Origin of the sequence: Pseudomonas migulae (assembly GCF_024169315.1) — a bacterium.
Classification (GTDB): Bacteria; Pseudomonadota; Gammaproteobacteria; order Pseudomonadales; family Pseudomonadaceae; genus Aquipseudomonas; species Aquipseudomonas migulae_B.
In genome coordinates this window covers 5810863-5827645 of record NZ_JALJWR010000001.1, presented here as the reverse complement: position 1 = coordinate 5827645, position 16783 = coordinate 5810863, and the positions used below count along the sequence as shown (strand labels likewise).

Annotated in this window: 17 protein-coding genes; 4 read left to right on the top strand and 13 right to left on the bottom strand. The window is 58.1% G+C overall.

The window, feature by feature from the left end; all coding sequences use genetic code 11:
- Positions 1 to 156: 156 nt before the first annotated feature.
- The 4 genes from kdpB to J2Y86_RS26740 form a co-directional block, all read right to left on the bottom strand.
- The gene (kdpB, locus tag J2Y86_RS26755; protein WP_253438587.1) at positions 157 to 2214 is read right to left on the bottom strand and encodes a potassium-transporting ATPase subunit KdpB; all 2058 of its coding nucleotides are present in this window, start codon (positions 2212 to 2214) and stop codon (positions 157 to 159) included.
- A gap of 10 nt (positions 2215 to 2224) precedes the next feature.
- Positions 2225 to 3919: a potassium-transporting ATPase subunit KdpA gene (kdpA, locus tag J2Y86_RS26750; protein ID WP_253438584.1), complete on the bottom strand. Its 1695-nt coding sequence runs from the start codon at positions 3917 to 3919 to the stop codon at positions 2225 to 2227.
- A gap of 8 nt (positions 3920 to 3927) precedes the next feature.
- Positions 3928 to 4017 carry a K(+)-transporting ATPase subunit F gene (gene kdpF / locus J2Y86_RS26745; protein ID WP_007899818.1) on the bottom strand — a complete coding sequence of 30 codons (90 nt, stop codon included), beginning with the start codon at positions 4015 to 4017 and terminating at the stop codon, positions 3928 to 3930.
- A gap of 240 nt (positions 4018 to 4257) precedes the next feature.
- Positions 4258 to 5220, bottom strand: coding sequence for an IS110 family transposase (locus J2Y86_RS26740; protein ID WP_253430575.1), 963 nt, complete (start codon positions 5218 to 5220; stop codon positions 4258 to 4260).
- 388 nt (positions 5221 to 5608) lie between these two features.
- Between J2Y86_RS26740 and eat the strand changes: the two genes are divergently transcribed.
- Positions 5609 to 6973, top strand: coding sequence for an ethanolamine permease (gene eat, locus J2Y86_RS26735; protein ID WP_253438581.1), 1365 nt, complete (start codon positions 5609 to 5611; stop codon positions 6971 to 6973).
- 127 nt (positions 6974 to 7100) lie between these two features.
- Positions 7101 to 7268: a DUF2897 family protein gene (locus tag J2Y86_RS26730; protein ID WP_253438578.1), complete on the top strand. Its 168-nt coding sequence runs from the start codon at positions 7101 to 7103 to the stop codon at positions 7266 to 7268.
- Between the two features lie 101 nt (positions 7269 to 7369).
- On the opposite strand, the gene J2Y86_RS26725 is transcribed toward J2Y86_RS26730, so the two are convergent.
- Both J2Y86_RS26725 and J2Y86_RS26720 read right to left on the bottom strand, forming a co-directional pair.
- Positions 7370 to 8221 (bottom strand): urea carboxylase-associated family protein, encoded by an 852-nt coding sequence (locus tag J2Y86_RS26725; protein ID WP_253438575.1) that lies wholly within the window; start codon positions 8219 to 8221, stop codon positions 7370 to 7372.
- 15 nt (positions 8222 to 8236) lie between these two features.
- Complete coding sequence (locus tag J2Y86_RS26720; protein WP_253438572.1) at positions 8237 to 8890, bottom strand: GntR family transcriptional regulator; 654 nt, start codon at positions 8888 to 8890, stop codon at positions 8237 to 8239.
- Positions 8891 to 9066: 176 nt separating this feature from the next.
- Between J2Y86_RS26720 and J2Y86_RS26715 the strand changes: the two genes are divergently transcribed.
- A complete protein-coding gene (locus J2Y86_RS26715) occupies positions 9067 to 9624 on the top strand; it encodes a TetR/AcrR family transcriptional regulator (protein ID WP_253440441.1) in 558 nt (185 codons plus the stop codon).
- Here the strand turns inward: J2Y86_RS26715 and fabF are convergent.
- The 3 genes from fabF to J2Y86_RS26700 all read right to left on the bottom strand — a co-directional run bounded on the left by fabF (position 9621) and on the right by J2Y86_RS26700 (position 12259).
- The gene (fabF, locus tag J2Y86_RS26710) at positions 9621 to 10895 is read right to left on the bottom strand and encodes a beta-ketoacyl-ACP synthase II (protein WP_253438569.1); all 1275 of its coding nucleotides are present in this window, start codon (positions 10893 to 10895) and stop codon (positions 9621 to 9623) included. The genes J2Y86_RS26715 and fabF overlap by 4 nt on opposite strands.
- 32 nt (positions 10896 to 10927) lie before the next feature.
- A complete protein-coding gene (locus J2Y86_RS26705) occupies positions 10928 to 11722 on the bottom strand; it encodes an SDR family NAD(P)-dependent oxidoreductase (RefSeq protein WP_253438566.1) in 795 nt (264 codons plus the stop codon).
- A 201-nt stretch (positions 11723 to 11923) separates the two neighbouring features.
- Positions 11924 to 12259, bottom strand: coding sequence for a ComEA family DNA-binding protein (locus tag J2Y86_RS26700; protein WP_253438563.1), 336 nt, complete (start codon positions 12257 to 12259; stop codon positions 11924 to 11926).
- 381 nt (positions 12260 to 12640) lie between these two features.
- Here J2Y86_RS26700 and J2Y86_RS26695 point away from each other — a divergent pair, with 381 nt between their 5' ends.
- Positions 12641 to 13666 carry an MraY family glycosyltransferase gene (locus J2Y86_RS26695; protein ID WP_253438560.1) on the top strand — a complete coding sequence of 342 codons (1026 nt, stop codon included), beginning with the start codon at positions 12641 to 12643 and terminating at the stop codon, positions 13664 to 13666.
- A gap of 112 nt (positions 13667 to 13778) precedes the next feature.
- Here the strand turns inward: J2Y86_RS26695 and J2Y86_RS26690 are convergent, their stop codons facing one another.
- The 4 genes from J2Y86_RS26690 to rpsA all read right to left on the bottom strand — a co-directional run bounded on the left by J2Y86_RS26690 (position 13779) and on the right by rpsA (position 16670).
- Complete coding sequence (locus J2Y86_RS26690; RefSeq protein WP_253438557.1) at positions 13779 to 14030, bottom strand: DUF1049 domain-containing protein; 252 nt, start codon at positions 14028 to 14030, stop codon at positions 13779 to 13781.
- A gap of 19 nt (positions 14031 to 14049) precedes the next feature.
- Complete coding sequence (ihfB, locus tag J2Y86_RS26685; RefSeq protein WP_008031786.1) at positions 14050 to 14346, bottom strand: integration host factor subunit beta; 297 nt, start codon at positions 14344 to 14346, stop codon at positions 14050 to 14052.
- Between the two features lie 136 nt (positions 14347 to 14482).
- Positions 14483 to 14761 carry a hypothetical protein gene (locus J2Y86_RS26680; RefSeq protein ID WP_253438554.1) on the bottom strand — a complete coding sequence of 93 codons (279 nt, stop codon included), beginning with the start codon at positions 14759 to 14761 and terminating at the stop codon, positions 14483 to 14485.
- 217 nt (positions 14762 to 14978) lie between these two features.
- On the bottom strand, positions 14979 to 16670 hold the full coding sequence (gene rpsA / locus J2Y86_RS26675; protein ID WP_007899744.1) for a 30S ribosomal protein S1: 1692 nt from the start codon (positions 16668 to 16670) through the stop codon (positions 14979 to 14981).
- Between the last annotated feature and the right edge of the window lie 113 nt (positions 16671 to 16783).

The following is a 16783-nucleotide window of genomic DNA, read 5'->3' as shown; positions in this document are numbered from 1 at the left end:
GTGGCGAGGGGATTTATCCCCGTTGGGCTGCGCAGCAGCCCCAAAACCTGCAAATTCATTTCTTCAGACATATTGCATGTAACGGGTGGGGGGCCGCTGCGCAGCCCAACGGGGATAAATCCCCTCGCCACAGAGCCCGCACAACCCGATAAATCGTCAAACCAGATGCAACGCCGTCAACAGCATGTCGATCGCCTTGATGCCCACAAACGGCACCAGAATTCCGCCCAGTCCATAGATCAGCAGATTGCGTCGCAGCAACGCCGCCGCGCTCGCTGCCTGCACTCGCACGCCGCGCAAGGCCAGTGGAATCAGCACCACAATGATCAAGGCGTTGAACACGATCGCCGACAGAATCGCGCTCTGCGGACTGCTCAGATGCATGACGTTCAGCACGCCCAGTTGCGGGTAGATCGAGGCGAACAGCGCCGGCAGGATCGCGAAGTATTTGGCCACGTCGTTGGCGATGGAAAAGGTCGTCAGCGCACCGCGGGTCACCAGCAATTCCTTGCCGATCTGCACCACGTCCAGCAACTTGGTCGGGTCGCTGTCGAGGTCAACCATGTTCGCCGCTTCGCGCGCTGCTTGCGTACCGTCGTTCATCGCCATGCCGACGTCTGCCTGGGCCAGGGCCGGGGCGTCGTTGGCACCGTCGCCGCACATCGCGACCAGACGCCCGTCGTTCTGCTCGTGACGAATACGCGCCAGTTTTTTCTCCGGCGTGGCTTCGGCCAGCACGTCGTCGACGCCTGCTTCAGCCGCAATCGCTGCTGCGGTCAGCGGGTTGTCGCCGGTCACCATGACCGTGCGAATCCCCAGTTTGCGCAGCTCGGCAAAACGTTCGCGGATACCGGGCTTGACCACGTCCTTGAGGTGGATCGCACCGAGCAATTTACCGTCGGCGCAGACCAGCAATGGCGTGCCGCCGCTCTGGGCGATCTTGTCGATTTCCCGGGACAGGGCTGGTGCGAGATCGGCGCGTTTCAGGCCGACGAACGCCAGCAGCGAATCCACCGCACCCTTGCGATACACGCGACCTTGATAGTCGACACCGGACAGGCGGGTTTCTGCGCTGAACGGCACCGCCGTCAGTACCTCAAGGGAAGGCTCCGGTTGTGGATGAATCCCGCGCAAGTACTCGACGATGGACTTGCCTTCGGCGGTGTCGTCGGCCAGCGAAGCGAACAGCGCGCCCTCGGCCAGTTCCTTGGCGCTCACTCCCGGTGCGGCATACACCGCGGTGCAACGACGGTTACCGAAGGTGATGGTGCCGGTCTTGTCCAGCAGCAGGACATGCACGTCCCCCGCCGCTTCCACGGCGCGGCCGGATTTAGCGATCACGTTCAGGCGTACCAGGCGGTCCATCCCGGCGATACCGATGGCCGAGAGCAAACCGCCGATGGTGGTCGGAATCAGCGTGACCAATAACGCCACCAGGAACACCAGCGGCAGGCTGCCGTTGGCGAAGTGGGCGAACGGTTGCAAGGTGACGACCACCAGCAGGAAGATCAGCGTCAGGCCGATCAGCAGGATATCGAGCGCCACTTCGTTCGGAGTTTTCTGCCGTTTGGCGCCTTCGACAAGCGCGATCATGCGGTCCAGGGTCGACTCACCGGGGTTGGCGGTGATGCGCACCAGCAGCCAGTCAGACACCAGGCGAGTGTTGCCGGTGACGGCTGAACGGTCGCCGCCGGACTCGCGGATCACCGGTGCGGATTCACCGGTAATCGCCGCTTCGTTGACCGCCGCGATGCCCTCGATGACCTCGCCGTCGCCGGGGATCATTTCCCCGGCTTCGACGCGCACCACATCACCCTTGCGCAGGCTGGTGGCCGGCACCACTTGAAAGGCGTCGTTGCTGGTTTTGCGACGGGCGCTCAAGCCTTCGCTGCCAGCCTTGAGGCTGTCGGCGCGGGCCTTGCCGCGACCTTCGGCCAAGGCTTCGGCGAAGTTGGCGAAGAGCACGGTGAACCACAGCCACAGCGCGATTTGCGCGGCGACGAAAGTCGGCACGGCGCTGTCGGGAATGAAGCACAAAACGGTGGTCAGCACGGCGGTCAGTTCGACCACCAGCATCACGGGCGCACGCTGCAATTGCCGTGGGTCGAGCTTGACAAAGGCTTGCACCAGCGCCGGGCGCCAGAGGGCCGAGATCGCGGTTTTCGGTTGTTCCGGCGCCTTGACGGTGGCCGCTTTAGTTACGGGCATATTCATCATTGATTCCTCAGAAGCCCATGCTCAAGTGTTCAGCAATAGGGCCCAGCGCCAGCGTCGGCAGGAAGGTCAGGCCGCCCACCAGCAAAATGGTCACGGTCAACAGGGTCACGAACAGCGGACCATGAGTCGGGAAGCTGTTCTGGCCGATCGGTGCGGTTTTCTTCATCGCCAGGCTGCCGGCCAGGGCCAGTACCGGGAGGATGTAACCGAAGCGACCGATCAACATGCCAAGACCTAGCATCAGGTTGTGGAACGGTGTGTTGGCGCCGAAACCGCCGAACGCCGAACCGTTGTTGGCACTGGCCGAGGTGTAGGCGTAGAGCAACTGACTGAAACCGTGGGCACCGGGGTTACTCACCGAGGCCACCGGACCGGGCAGGCTCGCGGCAATCGCACCGAGCACCAGCACGCCAACCGGCATCACCAGCAAGGTCACCACCAGCAGTTGCACTTCCTTCGCCTGCAGCTTCTTGCCGAGGTATTCCGGCGTACGGCCGATCATCAGGCCGGCGAGGAACACCGCGATCAACACGTTGAGCAACATGCCGTAGAGCCCGGCACCGACGCCGCCGAAGATCACTTCGCCAACCATCATGTTGACCAGCGCGACCATGCCGCTCAGCGGGTTGAGGCTGTCGTGCATGCCGTTGACCGAACCGTTGGACGCCGCGGTGGTAGTCACCGACCACAGCACCGTGGCGGTGGTGCCGAAGCGCGCTTCCTTGCCTTCCAGCGGCGCGGTCTGTTCGACGGCGACGTTGTTCAGGGTCGGGTTCGGTTGGTATTCAGCCCACAGCGAGGTGGCGCCGCCGATCAGGAACAGCGCCAGCATGCAGGCGATGATCGCGCGGCTCTGACGCAGGTCTTTCACGTAGTGGCCGAAGGTGAACACCAGGGCAACCGGGATCAGGATGATCGAACCGACTTCGAACAGGTTGCTCCAGGCGGTCGGGTTCTCGAACGGGTGCGCCGAGTTGACGCCGAAGAAGCCACCACCGTTGGTGCCCAATTGCTTGATCGCAATCTGGCTGGCGGCCGGGCCGAGCGGGATCACCTGATCGACGCCTTGCATCGTCACGGCGTTCACGTACTGCGCGAAGGTTTGCGGCACGCCCTGCCAGACCAGATACAGCGCCAGCAGCAGGCACAGCGGCAGCAAGCCGTAGAGGGTGGCGCGAGTCATGTCGACCCAGAAGTTGCCGAGGGTCTTGGTCGATTTGCGACCGATGCCGCGGCACAGGGCAACCAGCACAGCGAGGCCGGTGGCGGCGCTGACGAAGTTCTGCACGGTGAGGCCGGCCATCTGACTCAGGTAGCTCAGCGAAGCTTCGCCGCTGTAGGCCTGCCAGTTGGTGTTGGTCATGAAACTGACGGCGGTGTTGAACGCCAGCGTCCACTCCTGACCCGGCAGGTTTTGCGGGTTGAGCGGCAGGTGGTCCTGGAACAGCAGGATCATGAACAACAGCGAAAAGCCCGCAAGGTTGAAGGCGAGCAAGGCCAGGGTGTATTTCTGCCAGCTCTGTTCGGCCTGCGGATCAACGCCGGCCACCCGATAACAGCCGCGCTCCACAGGACCCAGGATCGGTGTCAGCCAGGTGCGCTGACCTTCCATGACCTTGTAGTAGAACCGCCCGAGAAACGGTGCCGGGATCAGCACCACGGCGAAGAAGGCCAGGATCAGCCAATAGTCATAACTGTGCATAGCCGCTCCTAGTTCCGGTCCGCGCGCAACAGCGCAACCAACAGATAAATGAACAGCCCCACTGCCAACAGCAGTGACACCCCGTCCAGAACGCTCATGGAAGTTCTCCGTGTTACGGCGTATTGCCGCGTGTGGAGTCATTGTCGGGAGGAAGGCTGTAAAGGAGCGAGGTCGAGGGGTGTGGCGGAGCATAAAGAAGGCGTAAAGAGTGGGTTTATGGCTTTGTTACAGCCAAGTTTGCGGCGTTTGTTCGGCCTCTTCGCGAGCAAGCCCGCTCCCACATTCGATCGGCCTCGAACACAAGTTCTGTGTTCGCTGAAGATCAAATGTGGGAGATTCTATGTTTGGGGGCAACCCCCAAACATAGAACTTGGCTTGTACTCGCTTTGATTTTTCATCAAGGCAAACAGTACTCTGGCCAGCTTACGGGCAAGTATTACCAAGGCTTGAGTGCCCTTCATGCCTCTTGCCAGATAGCTTTGATAGTAAGGTTTCCAGGCTGGAGAGCGACTCGCGGCCATGGCGCTGTTATGAAATAAGCGCCGGAACTCCGAATCGCCTCGTTTGGATAAGTATCGTTTCTGATCCTTCTTTCCCGATTGTCTGACTCGCGGATCCATTCCTAGAAAGGCGATGTAGCCATCGCTGTCGGAAAAATCTCCACGCATAAAGGCGGTGACTGCAGCTGTAGCCGTCAGGACGCCTACACCCTCAACCGCTTGGCAGCGTTTTACCTGCGCGTCCATGTCAGCTTCGCTGACAATGCTCTTCAGCACTTTCTGTATGTTTTTTTCAATCTGCTCAAGGCATGCCAGATAGTCGGCCAATGCCTCTTCGAGCAACGGTTCGTCCTTCCAGCTTTGTTTGATGGCCACACGATGCCGAACAAGCTCGGCCCGACGACGCAGCAAGCTTTTGAGTTGTGTGTAGGCCTTTGGAGGCGGACTCCAAATCCTCAACTTGTCGGACTCTTTACTCAAGTAACGAGCCAGCAACGCTGCATCCAGGGCATCTGTTTTAGCCCGAATACCTATCCCTTCGCGGTATCGATTAAGACGGCTGCCATCGATAACGTAAACGTCATGACCCATTTCATGGGCCATCTCTGTCGTATCGAGGTGATAGGTGTTGGTGGCTTCGAGGGCAATGGCGCTGTTTGCGGGCAGCGCCTTGAGCCACTTCTTAAGGGTCGATCGCTCGTTCGAAACAATCAAGACTTGCTCCAGATCGGATCGATAAACAACGATCTCGTCCTTCGCGACATCCACACCCACGACCACCTGCGAAACATGAATTGTCATGGCACGCCCTCCGAGCTAGGGTTTAAAGACTTGTCGGGGTTCACCGTTGCGCTGGCTTGTTTCTATCGTCGGTCTAGGCCGATGCATTCCTTATCGGCGCATTAGGTGAAGGGGCGGGACGAAGTCTCCCACGGTCTGTACTGGTCAGAGTCAGAAGCTAGGCTTTAGTCCCGCCCACCCCTTCAAGTCTAAACATACAAGCGGGCTTGCTCGCGAAGGCGGCATTACAGGCAACAACGCCCCCAACTGACGCATAAAAATGCATGCATCCAGCGCCGAACATCCCCGATACGACACCTTTTTACGCTTTACGACTGCCATCACAACACTGGCACGCCCACTGCACACGCCCTCCCCCGAGCTTTCCAAACCGTTCAGGGAGCAAACGATGAACACACAACTCAAACCCACGCTGGGCACGCTGCACCTGTGGGGCATTGCGGTCGGGCTGGTGATTTCCGGTGAGTATTTCGGCTGGAGTTACGGCTGGGGCGTGGCCGGGACACTTGGCTTTCTGGTGACTTCCTTCATGGTCGCCACCATGTACACCTGCTTCATCTTCAGTTTCACCGAGCTGACCACCGCCATTCCCCACGCAGGCGGTCCCTTCGCCTACAGCCGCCGCGCCTTTGGCGAGAAAGGCGGATTGATCGCCGGGCTGGCAACGCTGATCGAATTCGTCTTCGCCCCACCGGCCATTGCCCTGGCCATTGGCGCGTATCTGAACGTGCAATTCCCGGCACTTGATCCGAAGCACGCAGCCGTCGGCGCCTACATTGTGTTCATGGGCCTGAACATCCTCGGCGTGAAACTGGCAGCGACGTTCGAGCTGGTGGTCTGCGTACTCGCGGTGGCCGAATTGCTGGTGTTCATGGGCGTGGTGGCGCCGGCGTTCAGCTTCAGCAACTTTGCGCTGAATGGCTGGGCCGGTTCCGATGTGTTCGGTGCACCGGCGATTGCCGGGATGTTCGCGGCGATTCCTTTCGCGATCTGGTTCTTCCTCGCCATCGAAGGTGCGGCCATGGCCGCCGAAGAAGCCAAGGACCCGAAACGCACGATTCCGAAGGCGTACATCAGCGGCATTCTGACCCTGGTGCTATTGGCCATGGGCGTGATGTTCTTTGCCGGCGGCGTCGGCGACTGGCGCACCCTGTCGAACATCAACGACCCGCTTCCGCAAGCGATGAAAACCGTGGTCGGCGAAAGCTCCGGCTGGTTGCACATGCTGGTGTGGATCGGCCTGTTTGGTCTGGTGGCGAGTTTCCACGGCATCATCCTCGGCTACTCGCGGCAGTTCTTCGCCCTCGCCCGTGCCGGTTACCTGCCGGCTTCGCTGGCAAAACTCTCGCGTTTCCAGACGCCGCACCGGGCAATCATCGCCGGTGGCGTGATCGGTATCGCGGCGATTTACAGCGACGGTTTGATCAATCTGGGCGGCATGACGCTGACGGCGGCGATGATCACCATGGCGGTGTTCGGCGCGATCGTGATGTACATCATGAGCATGCTCAGCCTGTTCAAACTGCGTAAAACCGAACCGAACCTGGAGCGCACTTTCCGCGCCCCCTGCTACCCGTTGGTGCCGGCCATTGCACTGGCGCTGGCGGTGGTGTGCCTGGTGGCGATGGCCTGGTTCAACACGCTGATCGGCTTGATCTTCCTCGGCTTCATGGCGGCGGGCTTCGTGTACTTCACGCTGACTGCGCAATTGCGTGCGGATGCACCGGCGGACGCGATGTTGACCGGGTTGTAAATCAGCGCACGTGGCGCTGTCATATCAGGCATAGAATGGAACCACTGCGAAATTGAATCGCTCAAAGTGGTATGCACGATCGGTTGGCGAAACCCGTCAGCCGGCCTGCCCTCAAGGAGAGCCCCCTATGCCCTGGTATGCCTGGTTGATTCTGGTCGTTGCAATCGGCTCGATCGTGGGTGGTTTGATGATGTTGCGCGACACCGCCAACAAAGTCGAACTGACCGAAGAGCAACGTAGACGCGTCGCTGAACGCAACGCGGAAGCGGATGCCAAGGATGCGCAGGACCGCTAAAAAAACGGCTGAGCCGCTTTTTGTAGGAGCAAGGCTTGCCCGCGAAGGCGTCCTTGAGATCGCCTTCGCGGGCACGCCTTGCTCCTACAAGGTAGTGCTGATTATTTTTCCCAATCCGCCTTGGCGATGTGCAAGCCATGCAGCCCTTTGTAGGCCGCACGCTCCGGCTGGCTCCAGCCTTCCAGCAACGAATCCTCCAACCTGTAAATCTCCACTCCCAGCGGGCGACACACGCTGAGCGGGTCCTGCGCGTCCGGCCCCCACATGGCCAGCGACAGATCGCCGCCCGGGCAGGTCGACAGCGCGCACAACAGATCAATCTCGGCAAAGAACTCCAGGTAATCGCCCTTCTGCGCCGGACAGGCTTTCATGAAGTACATGTCATCGTGGTTGAGGCCCGTGCACTGGAAAATGTTCAGCACGTCATGCACGTCGAACTCGGTCAGACCATGGGGCAAAACAGCGCGTGTCAGGTTCGAGTGGCAGTGGTGATGGAAGTCTTCGCCGGTGAGCATTTTGTTCACGTAGGGATCGCAGCGAGTGCCGAGCAAATCATGCAAACGACCGCCATGTTCGTCGATCCCGTAACCGGCCAGGCTGTCATCGGTGATCGTCACCAGCGGCCGTAAAAAAGGCAGGTTCGACCAGAGCCGGTCATGGGTGCTGACGTGGGCGCCCTGCAATTGCCGGGTCCGCGCCGCCCACAAGCGTTCACGCGGATCATTGGCATTCCAGACGTTGAAATCGCCAACTTGCGGACCGACCGGCGTGGTCACGCGAAACACATGCCCGGCCTGGACTTTCCAAGCGCGACCGGTGCGGATCGGCACTTCGAACTGCTCGATCAACGTGCGACTGTCCTTGCTGTCACGGATCCTTTCGTAAAAGGCTTTATCCACCTGCAACGCCGAGCCTTTGCTGACTTGATAAGCCGCCGGATAGTCTTTGTACATGGCACGCATCCTCGATCAGTGATGGGAGTTTGGAGCAAGCATTTGCAACAGGTGCTGTTCGGAGTCGTCGAGATAAAGACTCATGGCATCCCCGGCAGCGCGCTTGTCGCCTTCGGCGAGCAGCTCATGGATCTGCCGGTCGCGCGCCAGCCAGGGCGCCTGAAACCTCGATTCATCGGGAGCGGTGCAAAACACCAGACGCAATTGCGCGACGACATTGGTGAAGAACTCATCGAACAACGGACTGCGCAGCAATCCGACGATGTGTTGATGAAACGCCAGACTGTGCGTGCCGACGGCGCGCCAGTCCTCGCGTTCACGGGCCAGTTCAGTGGCTTCCAGCGCTTCCAGCATCCGGTCGGACTGATAATCGCGCAACGGCCGACTCGCGCTGATGGCTTGCAATTCGAGGGTGCGACGCACATTGAACAGGTCACGCACATCCTCGGCCCCCAGCCTGCGCACCATCACGCCTTTGTTGCGCACATAACGGGTCAGACCTTCCTGCCCCAAACGATGCAAGGCTTCGCGAATCGTGTTGCGAGACGCGTTGTAGGCCGAGACCAGATCGTTTTCCACCAACGCCATGCCAGGCAGCAAACGGCCGCCAATGATGTCGGTACGCAACTCCAATGTGATGTGATCGGCCAGGGACAGTCCGCGGCTCATGCTCATCGCCTCTTGATTGTTCAACAATCGTCAGCGAATGAGTAATCACTATCCGTGCCAGTTCATTGAATGCACTCTGACGGAGTTGGACGCATCTGCATGCTTTTTAGAAGTAGAAGTACAGTCACCATCCCATTTTCATTGGTTAAGATGGCGCATTGTTGCGGAGATTCATGATGCGCTATTCGCAGGACCATAAAGCCCAGACCCATCAACGCATCATCAAGGAAGCCTCAGCGCGGTTTCGCCGTGACGGTATTGGTGCGACCGGCCTTCAACCTCTGATGAAAGCGCTGGGTTTGACCCACGGTGGCTTCTACTCGCATTTCAAATCCAAGGATGAACTGGTAGAAAAAGCCCTGCAGGCGGCTGGCGACCAATGCGACGCTGTTTGCGCCGAGCTGTTCGCGCAGGAGCGTCCACTGGAGTCGTTCATCGACACCTATTTATCCGAATGGCACCAGACTTCGCCGGATGAAGGTTGCCCGCTGCCGACCATGTCATCGGAGCTCGGCTTGCGTGGACAGCCAAGCCCCACCTCGGATGTGGTGCTCAACGCCCGGCTCGAACAGATACAAGGCACCTTGGAAGGTGAGGACGCCGCCGACCAGAGCATCTTCATCATGTCCGCGCTGGTCGGGGCGTTGCTGCTGTCGCGCAGTGTCGAGAGCCCCGAACTGGCTCAGCGGATTCTCGACGTCACACGCGCATTTCTCAAAGAACCACGGGATTAACCCTGCCAGCGTTTGAACAATACGCTGGCGTTGACCCCGCCAAAGCCGAAACCGTTGGACAGCGCGTACTCGATCGCCATCGGACGCGCCTTGCCGTGGACGATATCCACACCTTGCGCTGCCGGGTCCGGATTATCGAAGTTGAGGGTGGCTGGAACGATCTGATCACGGATCGCCAACAACGTGAAGATCGCCTCGATCCCGCCCGCCGCGCCGAGCAAATGCCCGGTGGCCGACTTGGTCGACGTGACCGCGATCTTGTTGTCTGAGCCGAACAACGACTTGATCGCCGCCAGCTCCCCCAAATCCCCGACCGGTGTCGAGGTGGCGTGAGCGTTGAGGTGCTGCACCTGGTCCGCAGAAATACCCGCCTGAGCCAACGCCAGCGCCATCGCCCGCCGCGCACCACTGCCATCTTCCGGGCCCGCCGTCAGGTGATAGGCGTCGGCGCTGGTGCCGTAACCGACCAGTTCCGCCAGCGGTTGCGCGCCACGAGCCAGAGCATGTTCCAGGGATTCGATCACCAGAAGTCCTGAACCCTCGCCCATGACGAAGCCATCGCGATCACGGTCGAACGGCCGAGAAGCACGTTCCGGGGTGTCGTTGAAACCGCTGGACAAGGCCCGGGCAGCGGCGAATCCAGCGAGGCTGACGCGATCAATCGACGCTTCCGCGCCGCCACACACCGCAATATCCGCTTCGCCACAACGAATCAGCCGCGCCGCATCGCCAATCGCCTGAACGCCCGCCGCGCACGCCGTTACCGGAGCACCCAGTGGACCTTTGAATCCATGCTGGATCGACACATGACCAGCGGCCAGGTTGACCAGGAAAGAAGGAATGGTAAATGGCGACAAACGCCGTGGGCCACGGCTGTCCGTGGTGCGCACCGCATCGGCAATCGCGCCGAAACCACCGACGCCCGAACCGATAATAGTAGCCGTGCGCTCCTGAGCTTCAGCGGTTTGAGCCTGCCAACCGGCTTGCTCGATCGCCTGACGCGCCGCTTCCATGGCGAACATGATGAAACGGTCCATCTTCTTCTGTTCTTTGGGTGGCGTTGCCCGGTCAGGGTCAAAACCCGCCTCGGCATCATCCGCCAGCGTCGGCACTGCACCGCCGACCCTGGCCGGCAGATCCGCCACGACGTCGTCCGGCAAATTGCGCAAACCGGAACGTCCGGCCAACAGCCGCGCCCAGACCGCCTCGACACCACTACCCAGCGGCGACACCAGCCCCATGCCTGTTACAACCACTCGACGATTACTCATACCGCAATATCCTCATGCCGATTCCTGGCGTTTTATTGGTAACGCGCAGCGGCTTTGCTTTTCGAAAGGTTGGGCGCCATCACGTATCGCGCCGCAACAAAGGCATTCCAGTCGGCGGCATCCGGTAACGAAGGAATGGTAATCAGCTCGCCCTGGTCCAGGCCTGACAGAGCCGCGTCGACCATCTCCCCTGCCTCCATGACCATGTCAGCCGGGATCTGGCTCGCGTCGATACCGGAGCGCTCCCAGATTTCGGTGCGTGTTACGCCGGGCAACACGGCTTGCACTTTGACACCGGTTCCATCGAGTTCGGCGTTAAGAGACTGAGTCAGGCTTAACACATAAGCTTTGCTGGCGCTGTAGGTGGCATTGAAACGCTCGGGAAACAGCGCCACCACGGAAGCAATATTGATGATGGTGCCTCGGCCCGCTTTCGCAAAACTGGCGGCCGCCGCCGATGCCAGGCGCGTGACCGTCGTCACATTGAGTTGAATCAATCGCTCCAGCTGATCCAGATCGGCGTTGGCCAGCAAGCCATCCGCCGCGACACCGGCATTGTTCAGCAACAGGCTGATACTCGAATCACTGCGAAGGCGCTGCTCGAGCTTGAGCACATCATCCTTTTGCGTCAGGTCCGCCTTGAGCACTTCGACTTGAACGCCATGCTCGGCGCGCAACTTGCTCGCAGCCGCCTCCAGCCGCTCCTGATCACGAGCGACCAACAACAAATCAAAACCGCGCGCTGCCAACCGCTCAGCGTAGATGGCGCCGATACCGGAAGAAGCACCGGTGACGAGAGCCGTACCTTGGGTCTGGACAGAATTCATGACAGTGCTCCTGGAAATAAGGGGAAGACAATGCCCGCGTTTCAGAACGCTTTGGCCGACAACAAATTTATTATAGGCATAATTTAATGACAATATGATAGTCGTAATTTTTACTGTGCCGACGGGAGGCAATCCATCGTCATAGACGCCAAAAAACAAAAAGGCCGGTCAATGACCGGCCCCTGGCGCTGAATTACTAGCTTAGTTCACCTCGAGCTTTTCGCGGTTTTTATCGAGGATGGCTTTGCCAATGCCCTTCACTTCGAGCAGTTCGTCTATCGAAGAAAATGGCCCATTACTCTCCCGATACGCAACAATCGCCTTGGCCTTGGCCTCCCCCACGCCAGCCAGTTCCCGTTGCAGGGTTGCCGCGTCGGCCTGGTTCATATCGATCTTGTCAGACTCTGCTTTCGGTGAAATCTCCATGACCAAAGGTGCGTTGCCAGCCTCGGGCTTGACCGTCGGCGCCGCTATTGCGGCAACCGAGGTGCTGGTGAGCAGGGCAAAAACCAGAGAGTAGAAGTAGCCAGTACGCATAAGTGAAGCTCCATGACATCGATTGAGAAAGCAGCTTTTCCGAAGCTGCCTTCCAAACTTAGGCGATGTATGGGGTCTGTCAAAAATGTGTTGGTTACAGAATATGAAACAGTCGGCGGCGACGGGAGGACGAATGATCCACGACAGCGTTGCCGAGAAAGTTGGTAAAGGCACCTGACGGACCAGTTATACTTGCGCCTCTATGTCGCAGGCACTTCAGCGCAGAACCGTTCTCCTGGGTAAGAAGGCAATTTCCCAGCGCCTGTGCAGATCGTTCCACGTCGATATCACCCCTATTCGTAAACTTTCAGGCAGTCTCCCACTGAGCGTTAACGCAGCATTGGGAAACACTGCGATGCATTTTCGGGAACATCAACAACAATGATTTACTTGTGGCTGGCACCGGCTCTTGCTCTTCTATCTCTCGCGTTAACGGCTGCCCTGCGGCGATATGCGTTGTCACGTAGCATCATCGATATCCCTAATGCCCGTAGCTCCCATACCATTCCAACGCCGCGCGGTGGTGGGGTGGCTATCGTCATGACCTTCCTGCTTTCGCTACCGGTTTTTGGGGCGCTTGAACTGGTCCCTTGGCAGCAGCTGATCGCAATAGGCGGAAGTGGAGCGATCGTGGCTGTTATCGGCTTTATGGACGATCATGGCCACATTGCGGCACGGTGGCGACTGCTGGGGCATTTTGCAGCCGGTATCTGGGCGCTTGCCTGGCTGGGCGGGCTTCCTCCGATAGTGTTTTTCGGTATCTCCCTGAACCTGCATTGGATCGGCAATTTCCTGGCGGTGATTTACCTGGTCTGGCTGCTCAATCTCTACAATTTCATGGACGGAATTGATGGCATCGCAAGCGTTGAAGCGTTGTCCGCTTGTCTCAGCGCATGTTTGCTCTACGGATTAAGTGACGCCTCGACGCTTATCTGGGGACCACTGACGATGGCCGTGGCCGTAGTCGGCTTCCTGTACTGGAATTTCCCGCCAGCGCGAATATTCATGGGGGACGCAGGGAGTGGATTTCTGGGCATTGCCTTGGGGGTTTTGTCTTTGCAGGCCGCCTGGGCTTCTTCAGATTTATTCTGGGCCTGGCTGATTCTGTTAGGCGTATTCATCGTCGACGCAACCTTCACGCTGATACGTCGGTTGCTTCGCGGCGACAAGGTCTATGAGGCTCATCGCAGCCATGCCTATCAATTCGCTTCACGCCAATATGGCAAGCACTTGCCTGTAACGCTCGCAGTGGGCGCCATCAATTTGTTTTGGTTATTGCCAGTTGCTTACTGCGTAACTCAATTGGGCCTTGATGGCACCTGGGGAGTCGTAATCGCGTACGCCCCGCTGATTATTCTCGCCGTGAAATTTCATGCAGGTCAGCTCGAAGCTTCTGTATCGACTTGATTGCCTTCGGGCGTTCTGAAGGGGGCCGACTGGGAGCGAACAGATACAGTGATCGAGACATGGCAGTTTCAGGAGCGGGCCTCTGCATAGAGTGCTCCGCTTCTCATTCAGCCTAATCCTTTAAGCCATCTCTGCGCTTGCTTCGACGCCTGATTCCCTTGCCTATAACCAGACTCATTACCGGACCCGCGCCCCACCCCAGCAGCAGTGCCAACACTACATAGATGGCAATGGGTAATTGTGGAGTCGACCATCCGAGAAAGGTTAGTGCTGCAGGCTGATTGTTTTCCAGGATGAATACGACCACCAGCGCAACTAGCAACACGATCAACGTCAGTGCGGTTACTCGCTTTGCGCTAGTCATCTAAACCTCTTGCCGATAATCAAAGATCATTCTCTTCATCCTCATTCACCCGATCCCGCAACTCTTTCCCCGGCTTGAAATGGGGAACGAATTTGCCGTCAAGGCTGACGGACTGACCGGTTTTCGGATTGCGGCCTACGCGCGGTGCGCGGTAGTGCAGGGAGAAGCTGCCGAACCCACGGATCTCGATGCGATCACCGGTGGCCAGACATTGGGACATTTGCTCGAGCATGGTCTTGATGGCCAGCTCCACATCCTTCGATGAGAGCAGCCCTTGATGGGTGACAATTCGTTCGATCAACTCCGACTTCGTCATATTTTTCCCTTCTTTTTCAAGCAGCTAGGAAAAGCGCTTCAAAGGTTTTAGCATGCCCGGAAGAATTTGAACAGCCCGAGGTCTTACATATCTTTAGCGGCATTCAGCGTGAACATTGATCGTGCCCTGGGCCCGCTCATCGGCAGATAACCAGCATGGTGCGCGTCAGGTAACCCGCAGGATTGAAGCCGAAAGGATATTCATCTTCCTCTTTGGCATCATCGGATCGCGTGACCACCTTGTAACCAGCCCCCTTGCACTCCTTGGCAGCGCGCTTGTGACACTTTTCCCATCCCGACCCCAACCCGGAACAATCGACCTCAATACCACTGACCCCGCGCACCGCATGGGTCTTGGCATTAGTGGTACAACCCGCCAATGTCATTAATGCTATTGCGACAATGAGCCTGTTCATTCTTTTCCTTATGCCGGGCGCCCTGCCCGACTGCCGTTCGCTTCTTGCTAAAGACTAGCTGCAAATAAGCGATTGATCCGATTAAAGAAAGAGACAGCTTCGTGGGACTGTTGGTTTCATGGGCCAACATTCTGTACCGGACGAACCTTGGCAACATCAAATCGCGGGCACAAAAAAGGGCGACCGAAGTCGCCCTTTTTCTATGGTCTGACAGAACTTAGTTCTGTTTTTCCATTTGTGCACGCAACAGGTCGCCCAGAGTGGTAGGACCAGCAGCGATGCTATCCGAAGGCTTGTCTTTCAAGCTCTGGATGGCTTCTTTCTCTTCAGCATCGTCTTTCGACTTGATGGAGAGCTGGATTACACGGCTCTTGCGGTCAACGCTGATGATCTTGGCTTCTACTTCCTGGCCTTCTTTCAGAACGTTGCGCGCGTCTTCAACGCGGTCACGGCTGATTTCGGAGGCTTTCAGAGTCGCTTCGATATCGTCGGCCAGAGTGATGATGGCGCCTTTAGCGTCAACTTCTTTCACGATGCCTTTAACGATTGCGCCTTTGTCGTTCTCTTGAACGTACTCGGAGAACGGATCGCTTTCCAGTTGCTTGATACCCAGGGAGATGCGCTCGCGCTCTGGGTCAACCGACAGGATAACGGTGTCCAGCTCGTCGCCCTTCTTGAAGCGGCGAACGGCTTCTTCGCCCACTTCGTTCCAGGAGATGTCGGACAGGTGAACCAGGCCGTCGATGCCGCCGTCCAGACCAATGAAGATACCGAAATCGGTGATCGACTTGATGGTGCCGGAGATTTTATCGCCCTTGTTGAACTGGCCAGAGAAATCTTCCCATGGGTTAGATTTGCACTGCTTGATGCCGAGGGAGATACGACGACGCTCTTCGTCGATGTCCAGAACCATGACTTCCACTTCGTCGCCGACTTGTACGACTTTCGAAGGGTGGATGTTCTTGTTGGTCCAGTCCATTTCGGAAACGTGTACCAGACCTTCAACGCCTTCTTCCAGCTCAGCGAAGCAGCCGTAGTCGGTCAGGTTGGTTACACGAGCGGTAACGCGAGTGCTTTCTGGGTAACGGGCTTTGATAGCAACCCATGGATCTTCGCCCAGTTGCTTCAGGCCCAGGGAAACACGATTGCGTTCGCGATCGTACTTCAGAACCTTGACATCGATCTCGTCGCCAACGTTGACGATTTCGGAAGGATGCTTGATACGCTTCCAAGCCATGTCGGTAATGTGCAGCAGGCCATCGACGCCACCCAGATCGACGAATGCGCCGTAATCGGTGAGGTTCTTGACGATACCTTTGACTTGTTGGCCTTCCTGCAGGGATTCCAGCAGAGCTTCGCGCTCGGCGGAGTTCTCGGCTTCCAGGACGCTACGACGGGAAACGACAACGTTGTTGCGCTTCTGGTCCAGCTTGATGACCTTGAATTCCAGCTCTTTGCCTTCCAGGTGCGTGGTGTCGCGCACTGGACGGACGTCAACCAGAGAACCTGGCAGGAACGCACGGATGCCGTTAACGTCGACAGTGAAGCCGCCTTTAACCTTACCGTTGATAACGCCCTTGACCACTTCTTCGGCTGCGAAGGCTGCTTCCAGAACAATCCAGCATTCAGCGCGCTTGGCTTTTTCACGGGACAGCTTGGTCTCGCCAAAGCCGTCTTCAACCGAGTCCAGAGCAACGTGAACTTCGTCACCGACGTTGATGTTCAGTTCGCCAGCGTCGTTGTAGAACTGCTCAAGCGGGATGAGTGCTTCAGACTTCAGGCCAGCGTGAACGGTTACCCAGCGAGCTTGGTAATCGATATCAACGATAACACCGGTGATGATGGAGCCTGCCTGAAGGTTCAGGGTTTTTAGGCTTTCTTCAAAGAGTTCCGCAAAGCTTTCGCTCATTTTAATTCCTGTTGATGAGGGCGAAGAATACGCCCATCTCCACATCCCAGACGATGTGGGTTAGTTTCATTTAGAAGAAGCACCGCAGGACTATGACTGGTCCCCTGCCAAGC

Bases quoted from the DNA above. Each gene is read 5' to 3' on its own strand.
- kdpB (WP_253438587.1), bottom strand. From the start codon at position 2,214: ATGAATATGCCCGTAACTAAAGCGGCCACCGTCAAGGCGCCGGAACAA.
- kdpA (WP_253438584.1), bottom strand. From the start codon at position 3,919: ATGCACAGTTATGACTATTGGCTGATCCTGGCCTTCTTCGCCGTGGTG.
- kdpF (WP_007899818.1), bottom strand. From the start codon at position 4,017: ATGAGCGTTCTGGACGGGGTGTCACTGCTGTTGGCAGTGGGGCTGTTC.
- J2Y86_RS26740 (WP_253430575.1), bottom strand. From the start codon at position 5,220: ATGACAATTCATGTTTCGCAGGTGGTCGTGGGTGTGGATGTCGCGAAG.
- eat (WP_253438581.1), top strand. From the start codon at position 5,609: ATGAACACACAACTCAAACCCACGCTGGGCACGCTGCACCTGTGGGGC.
- J2Y86_RS26730 (WP_253438578.1), top strand. From the start codon at position 7,101: ATGCCCTGGTATGCCTGGTTGATTCTGGTCGTTGCAATCGGCTCGATC.
- J2Y86_RS26725 (WP_253438575.1), bottom strand. From the start codon at position 8,221: ATGTACAAAGACTATCCGGCGGCTTATCAAGTCAGCAAAGGCTCGGCG.
- J2Y86_RS26720 (WP_253438572.1), bottom strand. From the start codon at position 8,890: ATGAGCCGCGGACTGTCCCTGGCCGATCACATCACATTGGAGTTGCGT.
- J2Y86_RS26715 (WP_253440441.1), top strand. From the start codon at position 9,067: ATGCGCTATTCGCAGGACCATAAAGCCCAGACCCATCAACGCATCATC.
- fabF (WP_253438569.1), bottom strand. From the start codon at position 10,895: ATGAGTAATCGTCGAGTGGTTGTAACAGGCATGGGGCTGGTGTCGCCG.
- J2Y86_RS26705 (WP_253438566.1), bottom strand. From the start codon at position 11,722: ATGAATTCTGTCCAGACCCAAGGTACGGCTCTCGTCACCGGTGCTTCT.
- J2Y86_RS26700 (WP_253438563.1), bottom strand. From the start codon at position 12,259: ATGCGTACTGGCTACTTCTACTCTCTGGTTTTTGCCCTGCTCACCAGC.
- J2Y86_RS26695 (WP_253438560.1), top strand. From the start codon at position 12,641: ATGATTTACTTGTGGCTGGCACCGGCTCTTGCTCTTCTATCTCTCGCG.
- J2Y86_RS26690 (WP_253438557.1), bottom strand. From the start codon at position 14,030: ATGACTAGCGCAAAGCGAGTAACCGCACTGACGTTGATCGTGTTGCTA.
- ihfB (WP_008031786.1), bottom strand. From the start codon at position 14,346: ATGACGAAGTCGGAGTTGATCGAACGAATTGTCACCCATCAAGGGCTG.
- J2Y86_RS26680 (WP_253438554.1), bottom strand. From the start codon at position 14,761: ATGAACAGGCTCATTGTCGCAATAGCATTAATGACATTGGCGGGTTGT.
- rpsA (WP_007899744.1), bottom strand. From the start codon at position 16,670: ATGAGCGAAAGCTTTGCGGAACTCTTTGAAGAAAGCCTAAAAACCCTG.